Origin of the sequence: Arthrobacter mobilis, assembly GCF_012395835.1 — a bacterium.
In the GTDB taxonomy this organism is placed as follows: Bacteria; Actinomycetota; Actinomycetes; order Actinomycetales; family Micrococcaceae; genus Crystallibacter; species Crystallibacter mobilis.
Window position 1 is genome coordinate 176,734 of the sequence record NZ_JAAZSQ010000002.1, and the last position, 17,944, is coordinate 194,677.

Here is a 17,944-nt window from a genome sequence, read left to right on the forward strand (position 1 = left end):
GGAACATGCCACGCAGCCTGAAGAAAGGCCCCTTCGTCGACCAGCACCTCTTTCTGAAGGTGGCTGCCGAGAACGAAAAGGGCACCAAGAACGTCATCAAGACGTGGTCCCGCCGTTCGATGATCGTCCCCGACATGCTCGGGCACACGATCGCCGTACACGACGGACGCAAGCACATTCCGGTGTTTGTCACTGAGTCGATGGTCGGGCACAAGCTCGGCGAATTCGCCCCGACGCGGACTTTCCGCGGCCACGTGAAGGACGACCGTAAGGGCAAGCGCCGCTAAGGCGCTGCTCGTACGGCAGAAGACGAGAGAAGGAAAGCAATGGAAGCCAAGGCTATTGCGCGCCACATCCGCGTAACGCCTATGAAGGCCCGGCGCGTCGTCAACCTTGTTCGTGGCAAGCAGGCGAATGAGGCTCTGGCAATTCTGAAGTTCGCCCCGCAGGCGGCTTCGGAGCCGGTATCGAAGGTACTCGCCTCGGCGGTGGCCAACGCCCGCGTCCTCGCGGACCGCGACGGCGTCGCCTTCGACGAGAACGACCTCTACATCAGCGAGGCATTCGTTGACGAGGGCCCGACCATGAAGCGGTTCCAGCCGCGGGCCCAGGGCCGCGCGTACCGCATCAAGAAGCGGACCAGCCACATCACGGTTGTCGTCGCTACCCCGGAGAAAGAGGAGGACCAGTAAGTGGGACAGAAAGTAAACCCGCACGGATTCCGACTCGGTATCACCACCGACCACGTTTCCCACTGGTTCGCTGACAGCAACAAGGCCGGCCAGCGCTACAAGGACTTCGTCCGCGAGGACGTCAAGATCCGCCAGCTCATGTCCACGGGCATGGAGCGCGCCGGCATCGCCAAGGTGGAGATCGAGCGCACCCGTGACCGTGTCCGCGTGGACATCCACACGGCGCGTCCGGGCATCGTGATCGGCCGCCGCGGCGCCGAGGCCGACCGCATCCGCGGAGAGCTGGAGAAGCTCACCGGCAAGCAGGTGCAGCTGAACATCCTCGAGGTCAAGAACCCCGAGATCGAGGCTCAGCTGGTGGCCCAGGGCATCGCCGAGCAGCTCACCTCCCGCGTGGCCTTCCGCCGCGCCATGAAGAAGGCCATGCAGTCCGCACAGCGTGCCGGCGCCAAGGGCATCCGTGTCCAGTGCTCCGGCCGTCTGGGCGGCGCCGAAATGAGCCGTTCCGAGTTCTACCGCGAAGGCCGTGTGCCCCTGCACACCCTGCGCGCGAACATCGATTTCGGTTTCTTCGAGGCCAAGACCACCTTCGGCCGCATCGGCGTGAAGGTCTGGATCTACAAGGGTGACGTCACCGCCAAGGAACTGGCTGCCCAGCAGGCTGCCGCTCCGTCGTCCCGCGGCCGCGGCGACCGTCCGGGCCGCGGCCCGGCGGACCGTGGCGACCGTGGTGGCGACCGCCGTCGCCGTACCGACCGCAACGCTGCCCCGGCAGCCGAGGCCGCACCGGCCGCCGAGGCTGGCGCCGAGGCTCCGGCTGCAGAAGGAGGAGAGGCTTAAATGCTTATCCCACGTCGAGTCAAGCACCGCAAGCAGCACCACCCGGGCCGTTCCGGCGCTGCCACCGGCGGCACCCAGGTCAGCTTCGGTGAGTGGGGTATCCAGGCGCTTTCGCCGGCTTACGTCACCAACCGCCAGATCGAGGCAGCCCGTATCGCCATGACCCGCCACATCAAGCGTGGCGGCAAGGTCTGGATCAACATCTATCCGGACCGCCCGCTCACCAAGAAGCCGGCCGAAACCCGCATGGGTTCCGGTAAGGGTTCGCCGGAGTGGTGGGTCGCAAACGTCAAGCCGGGCCGGGTTCTCTTCGAACTCTCCGGTGTCAATGAAGAGGTAGCTCGTGAGGCCCTGCGCCTGGCAATCCACAAGCTGCCGTTGAAGGCACGCATCGTGCGTCGCGAGGGTGGTGAATAGACATGGCAGTTGGTTCGAAGGAACTGGCAACCAATCAGCTCGAGACTTTCGACAATGAGCGTCTCGTAGAGGAGCTGCGCAAGGCCAAGGAGGAGCTGTTCAACCTCCGCTTCCAGTCCGCCACCGGTCAGCTGGAAAACCACGGCCGCCTGCGCTCCGTCAAGCGTGACATCGCCCGCATCTACACGGTGCTGCGCGAGCGCGAGCTGGGCATCCGTCCCGAGGCTGCGGCTCCCGCCGAGGGTGCCGATGCCGAGAAGAAGGCAGCCAAGAAGTCCAAGAAGGCTGAGGCCGGCGAGTCCGCCGAGGCTCCGGCAGCAGCTGCCGGGGATGATGCCAAATGAGTGAGAAGGAAGCATCTGTGACCGAAGCACAGACCCGTGGCAGCCGGAAGACCCTTCGCGGCTACGTCGTGTCCGACAAGATGGACAAGACGATCGTGGTTGAGGTCGAGGACCGCGTCAAGCACGCGCTCTACGGCAAGGTTATGCGCCGGAACTCCAAGGTCAAGGCCCACGACGAGCAGAACTCCGCCGGCATCGGCGACCTGGTCCTGCTCGCCGAGACCCGCCCGCTGTCCGCTACCAAGCGGTGGCGCCTGGTGGAGATCCTCGAGAAGGCCAAGTAACGGCCAGGCCGGGTCCGCCTCGACAGGCGGGCCCGGCCCCTCAGGTTTCCCTTCCAGGCCTGCTGCCGGCAGCAGCCGGCGGCAGGACCGGAAGGGGTGGCGGGGGAGCTGTTTCCCCGCGAAGTACGAGCCCCCGGCCGCTGCGTTCAGCTGGATTCGAGCTGAATTTCGTGTCCGGGGTGTCTTGGTAATACACTAGTAATCTTGCCTGTGCCGTTTGGGGAGCCTATCCACCTTCCCGCATGGACAGAACAGGCAAATTCCCGCCACCGCCTTCGGGCGTGCGCACGCGCGCCGCCAGGGGGAGCCACGGTGCGGGCCAACCCATATCCGTTCCGCAAGGCTCAGAAACGCTCTGAGAACCGGCGCGACGACAGGAGTATCAAGTGATTCAGCAGGAGTCGCGACTGAAGGTCGCCGACAACACGGGTGCCAAGGAAATCCTGGCCATCCGCGTTCTCGGCGGATCAGGCCGTCGCTACGCAGGCATTGGCGACGTCATTGTTGCCACCGTCAAGGATGCCATTCCGGGCGGCAACGTCAAGAAGGGTGACGTCGTCAAGGCGGTCGTCGTCCGTACCAAGAAGGAACGCCGCCGTGCGGATGGTTCCTACATCAAGTTCGACGAGAACGCTGCGGTGATTCTGAAGAACGACGGCGACCCGCGCGGTACCCGTATCTTCGGCCCGGTCGGCCGTGAACTTCGCGACAAGAAGTTCATGAAGATCATCTCGCTGGCTCCGGAGGTGTTGTAAGCATGGGTGCAAAGATCAAGAAGGGTGACCTGGTCCAGGTCATCACCGGCGCCACGCAAGCCCGCGGCGGCGACCGCGGCAAGCAGGGCAAGGTCCTGAAGGTGTTCACCGAGACCAACCGCGTGCTGGTCGAGGGCATCAACCGCGTCACCAAGCACACCAAGGCAGGCCAGACCTCCCGCGGCACCAAGACCGGCGGCATCGAAATCGTCGAGGCCCCGATCCACATCTCCAACGTCGCCATCGTCGACCCGGAGACCAAGAAGCCGACCCGCGTCGGCTTCCGTGAGGAGACCGTCGAGAAGGACGGCGTGACGAAGACCGTGCGCGTCCGCTTCGCCAAGGCTTCCGGAAAGGCACTCTAATGACTGAAGCAGCTGTGAAGACCCAGCCGCGCCTGAAGGCCAAGTACGCCGCCGAGATCCGCGAGTCCCTGCAGAACGAGTTCAAGTACGAGAACGTCATGCAGATCCCGCGCCTGGTCAAGGTCGTCGTGAACATGGGCGTGGGAGATGCCGCCAAGGACTCCAAGCTCATCGACGGCGCCGTGCGCGACCTGACCCAGATCACCGGCCAGAAGCCCATGGTCACCAAGGCCCGCAAGTCCATCGCCCAGTTCAAGCTGCGCGAAGGCATGCCGATCGGCGCGCACGCCACGCTGCGCGGGGACCGCATGTGGGAATTCGTCGACCGCCTGGTTTCGCTGGCGCTGCCGCGTATCCGCGACTTCCGCGGCCTGAACGGCAAGCAGTTCGACGGCAACGGCAACTACACCTTCGGTCTGACCGAGCAGTCCATGTTCCACGAGATCGATCAGGACAAGATCGACCGCGTGCGCGGTATGGACATCACCGTAGTGACCACCGCCAAGACCGACGACGAGGGCCGCGCGCTGCTGAAGGCGCTGGGCTTCCCGTTCAAGACCGAAGATTAATTCAACTACGTAACAGGTCCGGTACCGGCCGGCAGTCGCCGTCCGGAACCAGGAAACCGTTACGAGGAAGGGCAAGAGCCCAATGACTATGACAGATCCTGTCGCAGACATGCTGACCCGTCTGCGCAACGCCAACTCGGCCTACCACGAGTCGGTGTCCATGCCGTACAGCAAGCTGAAGGCGCGCGTCGCCGACATCCTCAAGGCCGAAGGCTACATCGCCGGCTGGCGCGAAGAGGAGGCCGAGGTCGGCAAGAAGCTGACCATCGACCTGAAGTTCGGCCCGAACCGCGAGCGTTCGATCGCCGGCATCCGCCGCATCTCCAAGCCCGGCCTGCGCGTGTACGCGAAGTCCACCAACCTGCCGCACGTGCTCGGCGGCCTGGGTATCGCAATCCTGTCCACCTCTTCCGGGCTGATGACTGACCGTCAGGCCGGCAAGAAGGGCGTGGGCGGCGAAGTCCTCGCATACGTCTGGTAACGGGAAGGAAAGAGAATAATGTCACGTATTGGACGTCTCCCCATCACCGTTCCGGCCGGCGTTGAGGTCAAGATCGACGGCAACGTCGTCACCGTCAAGGGGGCCAAGGGCGAGCTGAACCACGCGGTCGCTTCCCCGATCGCCGTCAACCTGGACGAGAACGTCATCACCGTTTCCCGCCCGAACGACGAGCGCGCTTCCCGCTCCCTGCACGGCCTGACCCGCACCCTGATCAGCAACATGATCACCGGTGTGACCGAAGGCTACGAGAAGAAGCTCGAAATCGTCGGTACCGGCTACCGTGTCCAGGCCAAGGGCTCGGACCTCGAGTTCGCCCTGGGCTACAGCCACCCGGTGGCCGTCCAGGCTCCGGCCGGAATCACCTTTGCCGTCGAGGGCCCGACCAAGCTCACGGTTTCTGGTATCAACAAGCAGCAGGTCGGCGAGGTTGCTGCCAACATCCGCAAGCTGCGCAAGCCGGACCCCTACAAGGGCAAGGGCATCCGGTATGCCGGCGAGGTTATCCGCCGCAAGGTCGGAAAGGCTGGTAAGTAATCATGGCGATCAGCATCAACAAGAAGCGCACGAACAAGAGCAAGTCCGCCGCGCGCGGACGCCGCCACCTGCGGGTGCGCAAGCGGATCTCCGGTACCCCGGCCCGTCCGCGCCTGGTGGTCACCCGCTCCGCACGCCACATGTTCGTCCAGGTTGTCGACGACACCAAGGGCGTGACCCTGGCCTCGGCCTCCACCATGGAAGCCGACCTGCGGGCGCTCGAGGGCGACAAGACGGCCAAGGCTCGGCGCGTGGGCGAGCTCGTTGCCGAGCGCGCCAAGGCTGCCGGCATCGAGGCAGTTGTCTTCGACCGCGGCGGCAACAAGTACCACGGCCGCGTGGCCGCGGTGGCCGACGGCGCACGTGAAGGTGGGCTGGCACTGTGACCGCTGAGAATAACGAAAAGGATACTCAGGTGACTGAAGCAACTGAGACCACTGCAGGTGCCGAGGGCACCGCAGCATCCTCCCAGGAGGATCGCCGCGGCGGACGCCGCGGGGAGCGCGGTGACCGTGGCGGCCGCGGCGAGCGTGGCGGCCGCGGCGGCCGCGACAGCGCCCGCGACGCGGAGAAGGACAAGTTCCTCGAGCGCGTCGTGACCATCAACCGTGTTGCCAAGGTCGTCAAGGGCGGCCGGCGCTTCAGCTTCACCGCCCTGGTGGTTGTCGGTGACGGCAACGGCCTGGTCGGCGTGGGCTACGGCAAGGCCAAGGAAGTTCCCGCGGCCATCGCCAAGGGTGTGGAAGAGGCCAAGAAGTCCTTCTTCCGCGTCCCGATCGTCGCCGGCACGGTGCCCCACCGTGTCCAGGGCGAGGCTGCCGCGGGTGTGGTCATGCTGCGTCCGGCTTCCGCCGGTACCGGTGTGATCGCCGGCGGCCCGGTGCGCGCGGTGCTCGAGTGCGCCGGTGTCCACGATGTGCTCTCCAAGTCGCTGGGTTCCTCCAACGCGATCAACATCGTGCATGCCACCGTCGACGCCCTGCGCAAGCTGGAGGATCCGCAGGCGGTGGCAGCACGCCGCGGCCTGCCGCTGGATGAGATCGTCCCGGCGGCTCTGCTCCGCAATCTCCAGCAGAAGGCAGGTGTGTAATGACCACCCCGAAGAATCTGATTCCGTCCGACGCGAAGTTGGAAATCACCCAGATCAAGTCCGTCATTGGCGGGAAGCAGAACCAGCGCGACACCCTGCGTTCGCTGGGCCTGAAGCGCATCGGCCACACCGTGGTCCGCAGCGCCGACGCCGTGACCGTGGGCATGGTCAACACTGTTTCTCACCTGGTGAAGGTTGAGGAGGCGAAGTAGAGATGGCACAGGAGAACAACACTCTCAAGGTCCACCACCTGCGTCCGGCCCCCGGTGCCAAGACCGCCAAGACCCGTGTTGGTCGTGGTGAAGGCTCCAAGGGCAAGACCGCAGGCCGTGGTACCAAGGGCACCAAGGCCCGCTACCAGGTCAAGGCAGGCTTCGCCGGCGGCCAGCTGCCGCTGCACATGCGCCTGCCGAAGCTGCGCGGCTTCAAGAACCCGTTCCGGGTCGAGTACCAGGTGGTCAACCTGGACAAGCTCGGCGAGCTGTTCCCGGAGGGTGGCGAGGTCACCGTGGAGTCCCTGGTGGCCAAGGGCGCCGTTCGCAAGAACCAGCCCGTCAAGGTCCTGGGCACCGGCGACATCACCGTCAAGGTCGATGTGAAGGTTGACGCCTTCTCCGCCAGCGCCGCGGAAAAGATCGCCGCCGCCGGCGGCAGCATCACGGAACTCTAAGTTCCCCAGCGGCGGTCCGCCGCACCTGTTGAGGCTCCCCGAAGCCGGCCCTGTGCCGGTTCCGGGGGGCCTCGCGCGGTTAACACAGGGGCCCTGCGGACGGTCCGGTTTAATCCCGGTGCCGCTGAACCGATAGACTCGGTACTTGTGACTTGCCGCAATCCGGCATCGAGGACTTTCAGGAGGACGCTTGCTTAGCGCGATTGGCCGGGTATTCCGGACGCCCGACTTGCGACGCAAGTTGTTGTTCACGCTCGGAATCATCACCATCTACCGCCTGGGTGCCTTCATCCCGGCCCCCGGTGTCGACTACGGGAACGTGCAGCAATGCTTGGCATTGGGCAATACCAGCGGCGGACTCTACCAGTTCGTCAACCTGTTCAGCGGCGGCGCGCTGCTGCAGGTGTCCATCTTCGCCCTCGGCATCATGCCGTACATTACCGCCAGCATTATCGTGCAGCTGCTGCGCGTGGTCATTCCACGCTTCCAGGAGCTGCATGAGGAAGGGGCGCAGGGCCAGTCCAAGCTGACCCAGTACACGCGCTACCTGACCATCGCCCTGGGCTTGCTCAACGCCACCACGCTGGTGTCGCTGGCCCGGACCGGCGCGCTGCTGGGCGACTGCCCGGTGCCGATCATCCCGGACGACAACCTGGCCACGATCATCCTGCTGATCATCACCCTCACCGCCGGCACGGGCATGATCATGTGGATGGGCGAGCTGGTCACGGAAAAGGGTGTGGGCAACGGCATGTCCATCCTGATCTTCGTCTCCATTGCTGCCGGTTTCCCGAGCGCGCTGGGCGAGATCTTCACTGCCCAGGGCGTGAACGTCTTCCTGGGCGTGCTGGTCATCGGCCTGTTCGTGGTGGCCGCGGTGGTCTTCGTCGAGCAGTCCCAGCGGCGCATCCCGGTGCAGTACGCCAAGCGCATGGTCGGCCGCCGCACGCTCGGGGGAACCAGCACCTACATCCCGATCAAGGTGAACATGGCCGGCGTCATTCCGGTCATCTTCGCCTCCTCGATCCTCTACCTGCCGTCGTTGGTCGCGCAGTTCAACACGCCCACGGACGGCACCACGGCGCCGCCGGAATGGGTGAACTGGATCAACACCTACCTGGTGCGCGGCGACCACCCGCTCTACATGGCGATCTACTTCGCCATGATCGTATTCTTCACCTACTTCTACGTGGCCATTACGTTCAATCCGACCGAAGTGGCGGACAACATGAAGAAGTACGGCGGATTCATCCCGGGCATCCGGGCGGGCCGCCCAACCGCCGACTACCTCGAGTATGTGCTCTCACGGATTACGTTGCCCGGAGCGCTCTACCTGGGGTTGGTTTCGCTGATTCCGCTGATCGCCCTGGTGCTGATCAACGCGAACCAGAACTTCCCGTTCGGCGGTACCTCCATCCTCATCATGGTTGGCGTGGGGCTGGAGACCGTGAAGCAGATTAATGCCCAGCTACAGCAACGCCACTACGAAGGACTACTGCGATGACCCGAATGCTTATCATTGGCCCGCCCGGCTCCGGCAAGGGAACCCAGGCAACGCGTATCTCCGAACGCATGGACATCGTTGCCATCTCCACCGGCGACATCTTCCGCGCCAACGTCAAGGAAGGCACCCCGCTGGGGCTGGAAGCGAAGAAGTACATCGACAACGGCGACTTCGTCCCGGACAGCGTCACCAACAACATGGTGCGGGACCGGCTGGCCCAGCCCGACGTCGAAAACGGCTTCCTGCTCGACGGCTACCCCCGCACCGGCGCCCAGGTCGACGAGCTGGACCGGATCCTGGACGAAAACGGGCAGAAGCTCGACGCCGTGCTGCAGCTGACCGCCGACGACGAGGAACTGGTGCGCCGGCTGCTCCACCGCGCGGAGCTGGAAGGCCGCGCCGACGACAACGAAGCCGTCATCCGCCACCGGCTGGACCTCTACCATGAGCAGACCGAGGCAGTGGTCGCACGTTACCTCGAGCGCGGCATCGTGGCCAAGGTCGACGGCATCGGCGGGATCGATGAGGTCACCGAGCGCATCATGGAAGCGCTCAAGAGCGTCACCGCCTGAGGGCGGACCACCTGCTGGCCGGGTAAGGCGTTCGGCGCCCTGCCCGGCCAGCGCCGTCCAGGCACACCGACAGACAAGAAGGACCCCATGGCATTCCGCCAGCCCGGCATCGAATACAAGACGGCCGACCAGATCCGGAAAATGCGCACCGCCGGCCTGGTGGTCAGCCGCGCCCTCGACGCGGCGGTGGCCGCCGCCGTCGCCGGCGCGACCACGCGCGACCTCGACGCCGCCTTCGAGGCCGTGCTGGACGAGGCCGGGGCCAGGAGCAACTTCAAGGGCTACCACGGCTTCCCGGCCACCGTCTGCGTCTCGGTGAACGAGGAAGTGGTCCACGGCATCCCCGGGGACCGGGTGCTCCAGGACGGCGACATCCTCTCCATCGACGGCGGCTGCAGCGTCGACGGCTGGCACGGGGACTCGGCGCGCGGGGTGATCGTCGGCGTCGCCGACCCCGAAGACCAGCGGCTCTCCGACGTCACCGAGGCCGCCATGTGGCGCGGGATCGCCGCCCTGGCCGCCGGACAGCGGGTCGGCGACATCGGCAATGCCATCGACGACTACGTCAGCTCCGTGCCGGGCAAGCCGCTGGGCATCCTGGAGGACTACGTAGGCCACGGCATCGGCACCGCCATGCACCAGCCGCCGGACGTGCTCAACTACCGCACCCGCCACCGAGGGCCCAAGATCCGCCCCGGACTGTGCCTGGCGATCGAGCCCATGCTGGTGCGCGGCAGCATCGAGACCAAGGTGCTCGCGGACGACTGGACGGTGGTCACCACCGACGGATCCCGCTCCTGCCAGTGGGAGCACACCGTCGCCGTGCACAACGACGGCATCTGGGTGCTGACCGCCGAGGACGGCGGCGCCGCAAAACTGGCCCCGCTCGGGGTCACCCCGGTTCCCCTGGACTGAGCCCTCCCACCGCATGATGCGGCCGCCCCCGCACCCGCGGCAGGGCGGCCGCAACCCGTTCCGGGACCCGGGACTTCACTGTCGGTAGCACCGGCTTTACTGGAACCGGCGCACATGCCCGACGAAAGGACCCCGAGCACATCATGATGGGAGCACACCACGCCCTCTCCGGCGCGGCAGCTTGGGTGGCGCTGACCACCCAATACCGGATTCCGCTGGACTGGGTCCCGGGCGCGGCCGGCCTGGACGGGCAGACCCTGACACTGGGGGCCGGGCTGATGGACGTGGGGCCGGTCGGGGTGCTGACCGGCGCCCTGGTCAGCGCCGGCGCGGCGCTGGTGCCGGACGCCGACCACCGGCACGCCACCATCGCCCAGTCGCTGCCGCCGGTCTCGAAGGCGGTGTGCATCGGCATCGGCAAGGTCTCGGGCGGGCACCGCCGCGGCACCCACTCCGTCCTGGGCATCCTGGCCTTCACCGCCATTGCGTACGTGGCCGGACTGTGGACGGTGCAGGTGCCTCCCTTCGGTACGGTCTATCCCGGGGCCGGCGTGCTGTGCGTGCTGCTGGTCGCGTTCGCGGCCAAGGTCCTGAAGTTCATTCCGGACCAGCTGCAGAAGATCCCCTGGGCCGTGGGGCTGTCCGTGGCGGCCTTCATCGCGGCCTTCGCGCCCGAACAGCAGAACTGGTTCCCGACCGCCATGGGCGTGGGCGTCATCATGCACATCGTGGGGGACATGCTCACTACCGGCGGCGTGAACCTGATCTGGCCTCTGCGGATCAAGCCGCCACGGTTCCTGCGCCGGGTTCCGGTGATCAGCTGGATCTGGCGGCCCAACGGCTATTTCTCGCTGCCGGTGCTTGGCAATGCCGGCTCGGTGCGCGAATGGCTGCTGCTGGTCCCGGTCAGCGCGTACGTGATCCTCGGGATGACCGCGGCCACCTTGAGCATCGGGCAGGTGGCGGTGCTGGCGCTGGCCGCCGGATAGGCGACTGGCCGGGCCGCGGCCAACACCCCGGCCAACACCGGGCCAACGTGGCACGATGGGGCCATGACCTCCTCGATCACCGATGTGCCCGGAATCCGGGTGGGCCAAGTGGAGCGCACCGGCGGCGGCTGGCTGAGCGGCGTCACGGTCGTGCTCCCGCCGCCGGACACCGTCGGCTCCGTCGACGTCCGCGGGGGCGGACCGGCCACGCATGAGACGGACGCCCTGGATCCCACGACCCTGGTCCGCACCGTGGACGCCGTGGTGCTCACCGGTGGCAGTGCCTTCGGGCTGGCGTCGGCATCCGGCGTCCAGCGCTGGTGCGAGGAGCAGGGACGAGGGTTCCGTACGCCCAACGCGCTGGTGCCGATCGTCCCGGCCGCGGCCATCTACGACCTGGGCCGCGGCGGGGACGTACGGGCCCGCCCGGATGCCCGGATGGGGTACGACGCCGCGGCTGCGGCGGGTGCCTGCGCGGACTTCGCGCCCCTGCGGCGGGGCAACGCCGGCGCCGGCACCGGGGCGGCGGTGGACTTCGGCCGGTTCAAGGGCGGCGTGGGCAGCGCCTCGCTGCGCATGGACGGGACCAACGCCGGGATCGTGGTCGGTGCCCTGGCCGTGGTGAACGCGGCCGGACGGCCGGCCGGCAGCCCGGGGCCTGCCCGGCCCGCGGAGGCGGGCGGACCGCCGCTGAACACCACCTTGTGCGTGGTGGCCACCAACGCGGTGCTGGATCCGGCGGAGGCGAAGCGGACGGCGTCGGCGGCGCACGCCGGCCTGGCCCGCGCCCTGGACCCGTCCCACACGCTCGTCGACGGCGACGTCGTCTTCTGCCTGGCCACCTGCTCGCAGCCGCTGGCCGGCGGCGGGGCGCTGGATCCGCGCTGGCAGCTGCAGGTCCTCGCCGCCGAAGCTGTCCGCCTGGCCATCCTCGACGGCGTGGGGAGCGCGGAGGCAGTGGAAACACCGGGTGCCGGACTTGCAAAGTACCCCGATTTAACTTAAGGGCGCCTCAGGAGTACAGTTGACTGTTGGTTGTGTCTGCTTCCGCGCCCATTTTCCGGCTGCGGAACCGGGCCATCAGAACCCAGAAACTAGCCCCGCCCGACGGCGGCGGTTACTGACGTTAGCGGAGGATATGGCTAAAAAAGACGGTGTCATTGAGATTGAAGGCACTGTGCAGGAGGCATTGCCCAATGCGATGTTCCGAGTTGAACTGACCAACGGGCATGTTGTGCTTGCCCACATTTCAGGCAAGATGCGTCAGCACTACATCCGGATCCTCCCCGAGGACCGCGTTGTAGTCGAACTTAGCCCGTACGACCTCTCCCGGGGCCGTATCGTCTACCGCTACAAGTAAAGACTTTTTGCGCCTCGCAGGAGGCCGCATCAAGTAGTTACGCGAACTGAATACTGCAAACAACGCAAAGGAAAACCATGAAGGTCCAGCCGAGCGTCAAGCGGATCTGCGATAAGTGCCAGGTGATTCGTCGCAAGGGCAACGTACTCGTGATCTGCGAGAACCCGCGCCACAAGCAGCGCCAAGGCTAAGCTCCCTGCTTTGTCAGGGCGCTTGCCGCGCGTAGTAATTCCATAAAGGCAGTGCAGCAGGAATTCCTGCACACCCCCGGCACGGAGGCCGGGGACCTGGTCCGCCAGGACGCACTGCTCCAGACCTCCGGATACCACAAGGAGAACCGCCAATATGGCTCGTCTCGCTGGCGTAGACATTCCCCGCGAAAAGCGGGTAATCATCGCGCTTACCTACATCTACGGCGTGGGCAAGACCCGTGCAGAGCAGACCATCGCGGAGACCGGCATCAACCCGGACACCCGCGTCAAGGACCTCACCGATGCGGAGCTCGTGCAGCTGCGTGACTACATCGAAGGCAACTTCAAGGTTGAGGGTGACCTCCGCCGCGAAGTGGCCGCCGACATCCGCCGCAAGGTTGAGATTGGTAGCTACGAAGGCCTCCGCCACCGCCGCGGCCTGCCCGTCCGCGGGCAGCGCACCAAGACCAACGCCCGTACCCGCAAGGGTCCGAAGCGCACCGTCGCCGGTAAGAAGAAGGCCCGCTAAACCGCCGCGGCTCCCCGAGCCGCCGCGGCCCCAGCGGTCGTTAGCTACCTGAAACTTTTGCAGTAGGAGAACAAATGCCCCCCAAGACCCGTGGAGCGGTCCGCAAGCCGCGTCGCAAGGATAAGAAGAATATCGCGCTTGGACAGGCGCACATCAAGAGCACCTTCAACAACACCATCGTGTCCATCACGGACCCGACCGGTGCTGTGATTTCGTGGGCCTCGGCCGGTGAAGTCGGCTTCAAGGGCTCCCGCAAGTCCACCCCGTTCGCTGCGCAGATGGCTGCCGAGGCCGCTGCCAAGCGCGCCCAGGAGCACGGCCTGAAGAAGGTCGACGTGTTCGTCAAGGGCCCGGGGTCCGGACGCGAAACCGCAATCCGTTCGCTGCAGGCCGCCGGCCTCGAGGTCGGCTCCATCCAGGACGTCACGCCCAGCGCCCACAACGGTTGCCGTCCCCCGAAGCGCCGCCGCGTCTAGTCAGCCCCAGGCAACTTTCGGCCGCCGTACGGAACCGCCCGCCAAGGGCGCTGGATCCTGCGGCGGCCGAAGGGCCGTCCGCCGCGGTGCCGCCGCGGCGGCGGCCTGCCCGGCCGAGGCTGGCTGGCCGCCCCTTTCCACCAATCGTGTTGCGTCATATAGCGGATGCTCGCTGAAAGGAATCTAAGTGCTTATTGCACAGCGCCCCACACTTACTGAAGAAGTAGTGGCCGAAAACCGTTCCCGGTTCGTCATCGAACCGCTGGAGCCGGGCTTCGGTTACACCCTCGGCAACTCGCTCCGCCGCACGCTGCTGTCCTCGATCCCCGGTGCTGCAGTAACCAGCATCCGCATCGATGGTGTGCTGCACGAGTTCACCACGGTTCCGGGTGTGAAGGAAGATGTCACCGAGATCATCCTGAACATCAAGAACCTGGCCGTCTCCTCCGAGCACGACGAGCCCGTGGTCGCCTACCTGCGCAAGCAGGGGCCCGGCGTCGTCACTGCTGCGGACATCGCTCCGCCGGCTGGCGTGGAGTTCCACAACCCGGACCTGCATATCGCCACGCTGAATGAGAAGGGCAAGTTCGAGCTCGAGCTGACCATCGAGCGCGGCCGCGGCTATGTGTCCGCGGCGCAGAACAAGTCCGGCGATGCCGAGATCGGCCGTATCCCGGTGGACTCGATCTACTCGCCGGTGCTGAAGGTCACCTTCAAGGTTGAGGCGACCCGTGTTGAGCAGCGCACCGACTTCGACCGCCTGATCGTCGACGTCGAGACCAAGGATTCCATTGCGCCGCGCGACGCCGTCGCATCTGCGGGAACCACCCTGGTCGAGCTGTTCGGCCTGGCCCGCGAGCTGAACACTGCCGCCGAAGGTATCGAGATCGGCCCGAGCCCCACGGATGCCGCGCTGGCAGCCGACATGGCCCTGCCGATCGAGGACCTGGAGCTCACCGTGCGCTCCTACAACTGCCTCAAGCGCGAGGGCATCCACACCGTGGGTGAGCTCGTTGCCCGCTCCGAGGCTGACCTGATGGACATCCGCAACTTCGGGGCGAAGTCCATCGACGAGGTCAAGGCCAAGCTGGTGGAACTGGGCCTGTCCCTGAAGGATTCGCCTCCAGGGTTTGACCTGGCCGCGCGCGCCGCTGCCATCGAAGAGGACGAAGCCGGCTACACCGAGGACGAACTCTAAACCACAGGAATTCTGCCGCGCCGGCGCCGTCGTGCGCGTTCCGCGGCACCATTTGAGGAGATTACATAATGCCTACGCCCACCAAGGGTCCGCGCCTCGGCGGCGGTCCGGCCCACGAGCGCCTGATGCTCGCCAACCTGGCCGCGTCGCTGTTCGAGCACAAGCGCATCACCACCACCGTGACCAAGGCCAAGCGCCTGCGCCCGTACGCCGAGCGCTTGATCACCTTCGCCAAGCGCGGGGACCTGGCCTCGCGCCGCCGGGTGCTCGGTGTGATCAGCAACAAGGGTGTTGTCCACGAGCTGTTCACCGACATTGCCACCGCCGTGCAGAACCGCGAGGGCGGCTACACCCGCATCACCAAGATCGGCAACCGCAAGGGCGACAACGCCCCCATGGCCGTCATCGAGCTGGTGCTGGACCCGGTGTCCCCGAAGCAGGCAGTGGTGCAGGAAGCCGAGAAGGCCGCCGAGTCTGCTGCGAAGCCGGCTTCCGCCGAGGAGACCCCGGCCGCCGAGGCTGAGGCCGCCGACATCCCGGAGACCCGGACCGCCGACGCCGAGGTTACCGAGGATGCCGCCGTCGAGGCCGACGAAGCGGCTCCGGAAGACGACGAGAAGGACGACGAGAAGAAGTAGTTCTTCCCCGGTAGTATCTTCATATGTCACAAGAGAAACCCGCCGTCCCGCTGCAGGACGGCGGGTTTCTTCGTGTCCGCCTGGACCTGTCCTACGACGGCGGGCCGTTCCGCGGCTGGGCCGCCCAGCCCGGCCACCTGACCGTGCAGGGCGCGCTGGAGGAAGGCCTCGAGGTCCTCATCCGCCGTCCGGTGCGGCTCACCGTCGCCGGACGCACCGACGCCGGCGTGCACGCACGCGGCCAGGTGGTCCACTTCGACCTGGACCCGGGGGAGTGGCTGGCACTTTCCCGCGGACGGGACATCGACCCCGGTGCGGCGCTGGTGCGGCGGCTGCGCGGGGTGCTGTCGAAGGTGCTCGGCGGCCGGGTGGGGTCGCCCGCGCCGCTGCGGGAACTGGCCGGGGCCATCGAGGTGCACTCCGCCGTGCCGGCTCCTGCCGGCTTCGATGCCCGGTTCTCGGCGCTGTGGCGCCGCTACAGCTACCGCATCGCGGACCGTCCCGAACTCTGGGATCCGCTGACCCGCAACGTTACGCTGTGGCACGACCGGCCGCTGGACGACAAGGCCATGAACAACGCGGCCGGACGCCTGATCGGCATCCACGACTTCCTGTCCTTCTGCAAGCCCCGCGACGGGGCCACCACCATCCGCGACCTGCAGCACTTTTCCTTCGTCCGCGGGCACGACGGCGTCATCACCGCCACCGTGCAGGCGGACGCCTTCTGCCACAACATGGTGCGGGCCCTGATCGGTGCCTCGCTGGTGGTCGGTACGGAGCACGACCCGTACTGGCTGCACGAGCGGCTGCTCGCCCAGGTGCGTGATTCGCAGACGAAACTGGCGGCGCCGCACCCGCTGGTGCTCGAGCATGTGGCCTATCCGGAGGACCACGAGATGATGCTCCGGGCCGAGCGGACGCGGGCCCGCCGGGGCTTCGACTGAGCCGGCGGCCGGGGCCGGAACGCCCGGAGCCGGAGGCCGTTCCGGCCAGACCGGCAGGGCAGCCTGGCCGGAACCACCGGCCTGCACCTATGCCTTCCCCCACCGAGGCATAGGCAGTCCGTGCCGGGGGCGCCCGCGGCGGGCGGACATCCCGGGATCAAACATTTCATCCGCGGGCTGCGGGCTCAAGGTCCCGGACTACTCGATTAATGCCTGCGGCTACCGGTCCCGGTACCTGCCCGACGACGGGCGGTACGGGTGATGCGGAACTGCGCGACCGCTACGCCGACTGCGGGCTAAGCTCGGCCCGCAGCGGCCAGTCCTGGCCTTCGAGGATGACCTGGGCGCAGGCCCCGGTGGCGCTGTTGACCACCACCGGGGCCAACAGGTTCACCGTGGTGCCGGCGGGGCCGGGATTGGCCACCACGAGGACCAGCGCCTGTTCTGGCCCGGCCAGGTCCAGGGCGGCCGCATCCTCGTCGGAGATGACCGGCTGGTAGTCCGGCAGGTACACCGAGGCATCGAGCACGAACAGCCGCCGGCCGGAACCGGCCGCCGCTTCGAGGGCGAACAGCCCCGGCGCGCCGTCGACCGGCCGCAGAGTGAAGTCCACCAGCGGGGCCAGACCCGGGGGAGGGGCCACGAAGGTCAGCGCGGCGCTCACCGAAGGAAGTCCATCAGGGTCGGCTGGAGCACGCGGGCCGTGACCGCCAGGGCGGACTGGTAGGCGACTTCCTGCAGCTTCAGGTCCAGGATCACCTGGCCGACGTCCGGATCCTCGACGCTGGAGCGGCGTGCTTCCAGGCTGACTGACTGTTCCATATTGGCCTCCTGGGCACGCAGTACCTGGGCATGCCGCACGCCTGCCTCGGCACGCTGGGCTACCACCGTCTTGAGCCGGGCGTCGATGTCGGCAAGGTAGCCGTTCACCGGTTTTCCGGCCCGTAGGTCCGCCACCATGGCATCCAGCAGGGCGAACGCGGAGTCGCCGCCGGCTTCGGTGCCGAAAACGTCGCGCCCGTCCGCATCGACGCGGACCGTCGTTGCGGCGTCGACCCGCCGCTCGACCGAGCCCGCGGCGGGCCCGGTGAACTCGTAGTTCAGGGTGCCGTCGGCGCTGGGGGCGAAGACGGCGGGCGCATCCGAGTTGCCGGCGAAGACGCTCCTGCCCATGTACCTGGTGTTGGCGGCGGCCAGCAGCTCGTCCTTCAGCGCGGACAGTTCCAGCGCGATGGCCTCGCGGCCGGTATCCGAAACGGATCCGCTCCCGGAGCGCACGGCCAGGTCCCGGACGCGGTGGAGGGCATCGGTGGCGGAGCCCAGGGCCGAGTCGAGCGTGGCCAGCCAGCCGGCGGCATCATCGATATTGCGCTTGTACTGCTCGTTGGCACGCTGGTCGGCGCGCACGCGCATGGTGTCGGCGGTACCGGAAGGGTCGTCCGAGGGCCGGGTGATCTTCGACTGGCCCGTGGCGGCTTCCTGCAGCCGGGCCAGCCGTTCCATGTTCGACTGCAGGTTCTGCTGCGCAAAGCGGCTCATGCTCTGGCTGGTGACGCGCGTGATCAT

Annotated in this window: 29 protein-coding genes; 27 read left to right on the forward strand and 2 right to left on the reverse strand. The window is 66.8% G+C overall.

Annotated features, from left to right (window positions below; genetic code table 11):
• Positions 1–5: 5 nt before the first annotated feature.
• The 27 genes from rpsS to HGG74_RS03375 all read left to right on the forward strand — a co-directional run bounded on the left by rpsS (position 6) and on the right by HGG74_RS03375 (position 16,378).
• On the forward strand, positions 6–287 hold the full coding sequence (gene rpsS, locus HGG74_RS03245; protein WP_168484906.1) for a 30S ribosomal protein S19: 282 nt from the start codon (positions 6–8) through the stop codon (positions 285–287).
• Between the two features lie 39 nt (positions 288–326).
• On the forward strand, positions 327–692 hold the full coding sequence (gene rplV / locus HGG74_RS03250) for a 50S ribosomal protein L22 (protein ID WP_168484907.1): 366 nt from the start codon (positions 327–329) through the stop codon (positions 690–692).
• On the forward strand, positions 693–1,532 hold the full coding sequence (gene rpsC, locus HGG74_RS03255; RefSeq protein ID WP_168484908.1) for a 30S ribosomal protein S3: 840 nt from the start codon (positions 693–695) through the stop codon (positions 1,530–1,532).
• Positions 1,533–1,949 carry a 50S ribosomal protein L16 gene (gene rplP / locus HGG74_RS03260; RefSeq protein ID WP_168484909.1) on the forward strand — a complete coding sequence of 139 codons (417 nt, stop codon included), beginning with the start codon at positions 1,533–1,535 and terminating at the stop codon, positions 1,947–1,949.
• A 2-nt stretch (positions 1,950–1,951) separates the two neighbouring features.
• On the forward strand, positions 1,952–2,293 hold the full coding sequence (rpmC, locus tag HGG74_RS21875) for a 50S ribosomal protein L29 (protein WP_168484910.1): 342 nt from the start codon (positions 1,952–1,954) through the stop codon (positions 2,291–2,293).
• On the forward strand, positions 2,290–2,577 hold the full coding sequence (rpsQ, locus tag HGG74_RS03270) for a 30S ribosomal protein S17 (protein ID WP_168484911.1): 288 nt from the start codon (positions 2,290–2,292) through the stop codon (positions 2,575–2,577). Before rpmC ends, rpsQ begins: the two co-directional genes overlap by 4 nt.
• A gap of 386 nt (positions 2,578–2,963) precedes the next feature.
• On the forward strand, positions 2,964–3,332 hold the full coding sequence (gene rplN / locus HGG74_RS03275; protein ID WP_168484912.1) for a 50S ribosomal protein L14: 369 nt from the start codon (positions 2,964–2,966) through the stop codon (positions 3,330–3,332).
• Positions 3,333–3,334: 2 nt separating this feature from the next.
• Entirely contained in the window at positions 3,335–3,697 is a 363-nt protein-coding gene (gene rplX, locus HGG74_RS03280) for a 50S ribosomal protein L24 (protein WP_168484913.1), read from the forward strand.
• A complete protein-coding gene (gene rplE / locus HGG74_RS03285; RefSeq protein ID WP_168484914.1) occupies positions 3,697–4,266 on the forward strand; it encodes a 50S ribosomal protein L5 in 570 nt (189 codons plus the stop codon). The genes rplX and rplE overlap by 1 nt, the downstream gene beginning before the upstream one ends.
• 82 nt (positions 4,267–4,348) lie before the next feature.
• Positions 4,349–4,747, forward strand: coding sequence for a 30S ribosomal protein S8 (gene rpsH, locus HGG74_RS03290; protein WP_168484915.1), 399 nt, complete (start codon positions 4,349–4,351; stop codon positions 4,745–4,747).
• Positions 4,748–4,765: 18 nt separating this feature from the next.
• Positions 4,766–5,302 (forward strand): 50S ribosomal protein L6, encoded by a 537-nt coding sequence (rplF, locus tag HGG74_RS03295; protein WP_168484916.1) that lies wholly within the window; start codon positions 4,766–4,768, stop codon positions 5,300–5,302.
• Between the two features lie 2 nt (positions 5,303–5,304).
• Positions 5,305–5,688: a 50S ribosomal protein L18 gene (gene rplR, locus HGG74_RS03300; RefSeq protein WP_168484917.1), complete on the forward strand. Its 384-nt coding sequence runs from the start codon at positions 5,305–5,307 to the stop codon at positions 5,686–5,688.
• Between the two features lie 29 nt (positions 5,689–5,717).
• Complete coding sequence (rpsE, locus tag HGG74_RS03305; protein ID WP_312856720.1) at positions 5,718–6,392, forward strand: 30S ribosomal protein S5; 675 nt, start codon at positions 5,718–5,720, stop codon at positions 6,390–6,392.
• On the forward strand, positions 6,392–6,604 hold the full coding sequence (gene rpmD / locus HGG74_RS03310; protein WP_168484919.1) for a 50S ribosomal protein L30: 213 nt from the start codon (positions 6,392–6,394) through the stop codon (positions 6,602–6,604). The genes rpsE and rpmD overlap by 1 nt, the downstream gene beginning before the upstream one ends.
• 2 nt (positions 6,605–6,606) lie before the next feature.
• Positions 6,607–7,062 carry a 50S ribosomal protein L15 gene (gene rplO, locus HGG74_RS03315; RefSeq protein ID WP_168484920.1) on the forward strand — a complete coding sequence of 152 codons (456 nt, stop codon included), beginning with the start codon at positions 6,607–6,609 and terminating at the stop codon, positions 7,060–7,062.
• Between the two features lie 190 nt (positions 7,063–7,252).
• Positions 7,253–8,566 carry a preprotein translocase subunit SecY gene (gene secY, locus HGG74_RS03320; protein WP_168484921.1) on the forward strand — a complete coding sequence of 438 codons (1,314 nt, stop codon included), beginning with the start codon at positions 7,253–7,255 and terminating at the stop codon, positions 8,564–8,566.
• Positions 8,563–9,138: an adenylate kinase gene (locus HGG74_RS03325; RefSeq protein WP_168484922.1), complete on the forward strand. Its 576-nt coding sequence runs from the start codon at positions 8,563–8,565 to the stop codon at positions 9,136–9,138. The genes secY and HGG74_RS03325 overlap by 4 nt, the downstream gene beginning before the upstream one ends.
• An 87-nt stretch (positions 9,139–9,225) precedes the next feature.
• Entirely contained in the window at positions 9,226–10,053 is an 828-nt protein-coding gene (gene map, locus HGG74_RS03330; protein ID WP_168484923.1) for a type I methionyl aminopeptidase, read from the forward strand.
• Positions 10,054–10,196: 143 nt separating this feature from the next.
• On the forward strand, positions 10,197–11,042 hold the full coding sequence (locus HGG74_RS03335) for a metal-dependent hydrolase (RefSeq protein WP_205761247.1): 846 nt from the start codon (positions 10,197–10,199) through the stop codon (positions 11,040–11,042).
• 63 nt (positions 11,043–11,105) lie between these two features.
• Positions 11,106–12,047: a P1 family peptidase gene (locus tag HGG74_RS03340; protein WP_168484925.1), complete on the forward strand. Its 942-nt coding sequence runs from the start codon at positions 11,106–11,108 to the stop codon at positions 12,045–12,047.
• A gap of 133 nt (positions 12,048–12,180) precedes the next feature.
• Positions 12,181–12,402 carry a translation initiation factor IF-1 gene (gene infA / locus HGG74_RS03345; RefSeq protein ID WP_005267757.1) on the forward strand — a complete coding sequence of 74 codons (222 nt, stop codon included), beginning with the start codon at positions 12,181–12,183 and terminating at the stop codon, positions 12,400–12,402.
• A gap of 77 nt (positions 12,403–12,479) precedes the next feature.
• Positions 12,480–12,593, forward strand: a complete 114-nt coding sequence (gene rpmJ / locus HGG74_RS03350; protein WP_168484926.1) for a 50S ribosomal protein L36 — start codon at positions 12,480–12,482, stop codon at positions 12,591–12,593.
• Between the two features lie 154 nt (positions 12,594–12,747).
• Positions 12,748–13,122, forward strand: a complete 375-nt coding sequence (gene rpsM / locus HGG74_RS03355; RefSeq protein ID WP_168484927.1) for a 30S ribosomal protein S13 — start codon at positions 12,748–12,750, stop codon at positions 13,120–13,122.
• Positions 13,123–13,196: 74 nt separating this feature from the next.
• Positions 13,197–13,598 carry a 30S ribosomal protein S11 gene (gene rpsK / locus HGG74_RS03360; RefSeq protein ID WP_168484928.1) on the forward strand — a complete coding sequence of 134 codons (402 nt, stop codon included), beginning with the start codon at positions 13,197–13,199 and terminating at the stop codon, positions 13,596–13,598.
• Between the two features lie 187 nt (positions 13,599–13,785).
• Entirely contained in the window at positions 13,786–14,796 is a 1,011-nt protein-coding gene (locus tag HGG74_RS03365; protein WP_168484929.1) for a DNA-directed RNA polymerase subunit alpha, read from the forward strand.
• A 68-nt stretch (positions 14,797–14,864) separates the two neighbouring features.
• A complete protein-coding gene (gene rplQ, locus HGG74_RS03370) occupies positions 14,865–15,434 on the forward strand; it encodes a 50S ribosomal protein L17 (protein ID WP_168484930.1) in 570 nt (189 codons plus the stop codon).
• Between the two features lie 23 nt (positions 15,435–15,457).
• Positions 15,458–16,378, forward strand: coding sequence for a tRNA pseudouridine synthase A (locus HGG74_RS03375; RefSeq protein ID WP_205761249.1), 921 nt, complete (start codon positions 15,458–15,460; stop codon positions 16,376–16,378).
• A gap of 280 nt (positions 16,379–16,658) precedes the next feature.
• Here HGG74_RS03375 and HGG74_RS03380 read toward each other — a convergent pair whose 3' ends face one another.
• Both HGG74_RS03380 and flgL read right to left on the reverse strand, forming a co-directional pair.
• The gene (locus HGG74_RS03380; RefSeq protein WP_168484931.1) at positions 16,659–17,042 is read right to left on the reverse strand and encodes a flagellar assembly protein FliW; all 384 of its coding nucleotides are present in this window, start codon (positions 17,040–17,042) and stop codon (positions 16,659–16,661) included.
• A complete protein-coding gene (gene flgL / locus HGG74_RS03385) occupies positions 17,039–17,944 on the reverse strand; it encodes a flagellar hook-associated protein FlgL (protein ID WP_168484932.1) in 906 nt (301 codons plus the stop codon). Before flgL ends, HGG74_RS03380 begins: the two co-directional genes overlap by 4 nt.

Coding starts and splice junctions, on each gene's coding strand:
- rpsS (WP_168484906.1), top strand. CDS start 6: ATGCCACGCAGCCTGAAGAAAGGCCCCTTCGTCGACCAGCACCTCTTT.
- rplV (WP_168484907.1), top strand. CDS start 327: ATGGAAGCCAAGGCTATTGCGCGCCACATCCGCGTAACGCCTATGAAG.
- rplP (WP_168484909.1), top strand. CDS start 1,533: ATGCTTATCCCACGTCGAGTCAAGCACCGCAAGCAGCACCACCCGGGC.
- rpmC (WP_168484910.1), top strand. CDS start 1,952: ATGGCAGTTGGTTCGAAGGAACTGGCAACCAATCAGCTCGAGACTTTC.
- rpsQ (WP_168484911.1), top strand. CDS start 2,290: ATGAGTGAGAAGGAAGCATCTGTGACCGAAGCACAGACCCGTGGCAGC.
- rplX (WP_168484913.1), top strand. CDS start 3,335: ATGGGTGCAAAGATCAAGAAGGGTGACCTGGTCCAGGTCATCACCGGC.
- rplE (WP_168484914.1), top strand. CDS start 3,697: ATGACTGAAGCAGCTGTGAAGACCCAGCCGCGCCTGAAGGCCAAGTAC.
- rpsH (WP_168484915.1), top strand. CDS start 4,349: ATGACTATGACAGATCCTGTCGCAGACATGCTGACCCGTCTGCGCAAC.
- rplF (WP_168484916.1), top strand. CDS start 4,766: ATGTCACGTATTGGACGTCTCCCCATCACCGTTCCGGCCGGCGTTGAG.
- rplR (WP_168484917.1), top strand. CDS start 5,305: ATGGCGATCAGCATCAACAAGAAGCGCACGAACAAGAGCAAGTCCGCC.
- rpmD (WP_168484919.1), top strand. CDS start 6,392: ATGACCACCCCGAAGAATCTGATTCCGTCCGACGCGAAGTTGGAAATC.
- rplO (WP_168484920.1), top strand. CDS start 6,607: ATGGCACAGGAGAACAACACTCTCAAGGTCCACCACCTGCGTCCGGCC.
- HGG74_RS03325 (WP_168484922.1), top strand. CDS start 8,563: ATGACCCGAATGCTTATCATTGGCCCGCCCGGCTCCGGCAAGGGAACC.
- map (WP_168484923.1), top strand. CDS start 9,226: ATGGCATTCCGCCAGCCCGGCATCGAATACAAGACGGCCGACCAGATC.
- HGG74_RS03335 (WP_205761247.1), top strand. CDS start 10,197: ATGATGGGAGCACACCACGCCCTCTCCGGCGCGGCAGCTTGGGTGGCG.
- HGG74_RS03340 (WP_168484925.1), top strand. CDS start 11,106: ATGACCTCCTCGATCACCGATGTGCCCGGAATCCGGGTGGGCCAAGTG.
- infA (WP_005267757.1), top strand. CDS start 12,181: ATGGCTAAAAAAGACGGTGTCATTGAGATTGAAGGCACTGTGCAGGAG.
- rpmJ (WP_168484926.1), top strand. CDS start 12,480: ATGAAGGTCCAGCCGAGCGTCAAGCGGATCTGCGATAAGTGCCAGGTG.
- rpsM (WP_168484927.1), top strand. CDS start 12,748: ATGGCTCGTCTCGCTGGCGTAGACATTCCCCGCGAAAAGCGGGTAATC.
- rpsK (WP_168484928.1), top strand. CDS start 13,197: ATGCCCCCCAAGACCCGTGGAGCGGTCCGCAAGCCGCGTCGCAAGGAT.
- rplQ (WP_168484930.1), top strand. CDS start 14,865: ATGCCTACGCCCACCAAGGGTCCGCGCCTCGGCGGCGGTCCGGCCCAC.
- HGG74_RS03375 (WP_205761249.1), top strand. CDS start 15,458: ATGTCACAAGAGAAACCCGCCGTCCCGCTGCAGGACGGCGGGTTTCTT.
- flgL (WP_168484932.1), bottom strand. CDS start 17,944: ATGATCACGCGCGTCACCAGCCAGAGCATGAGCCGCTTTGCGCAGCAG.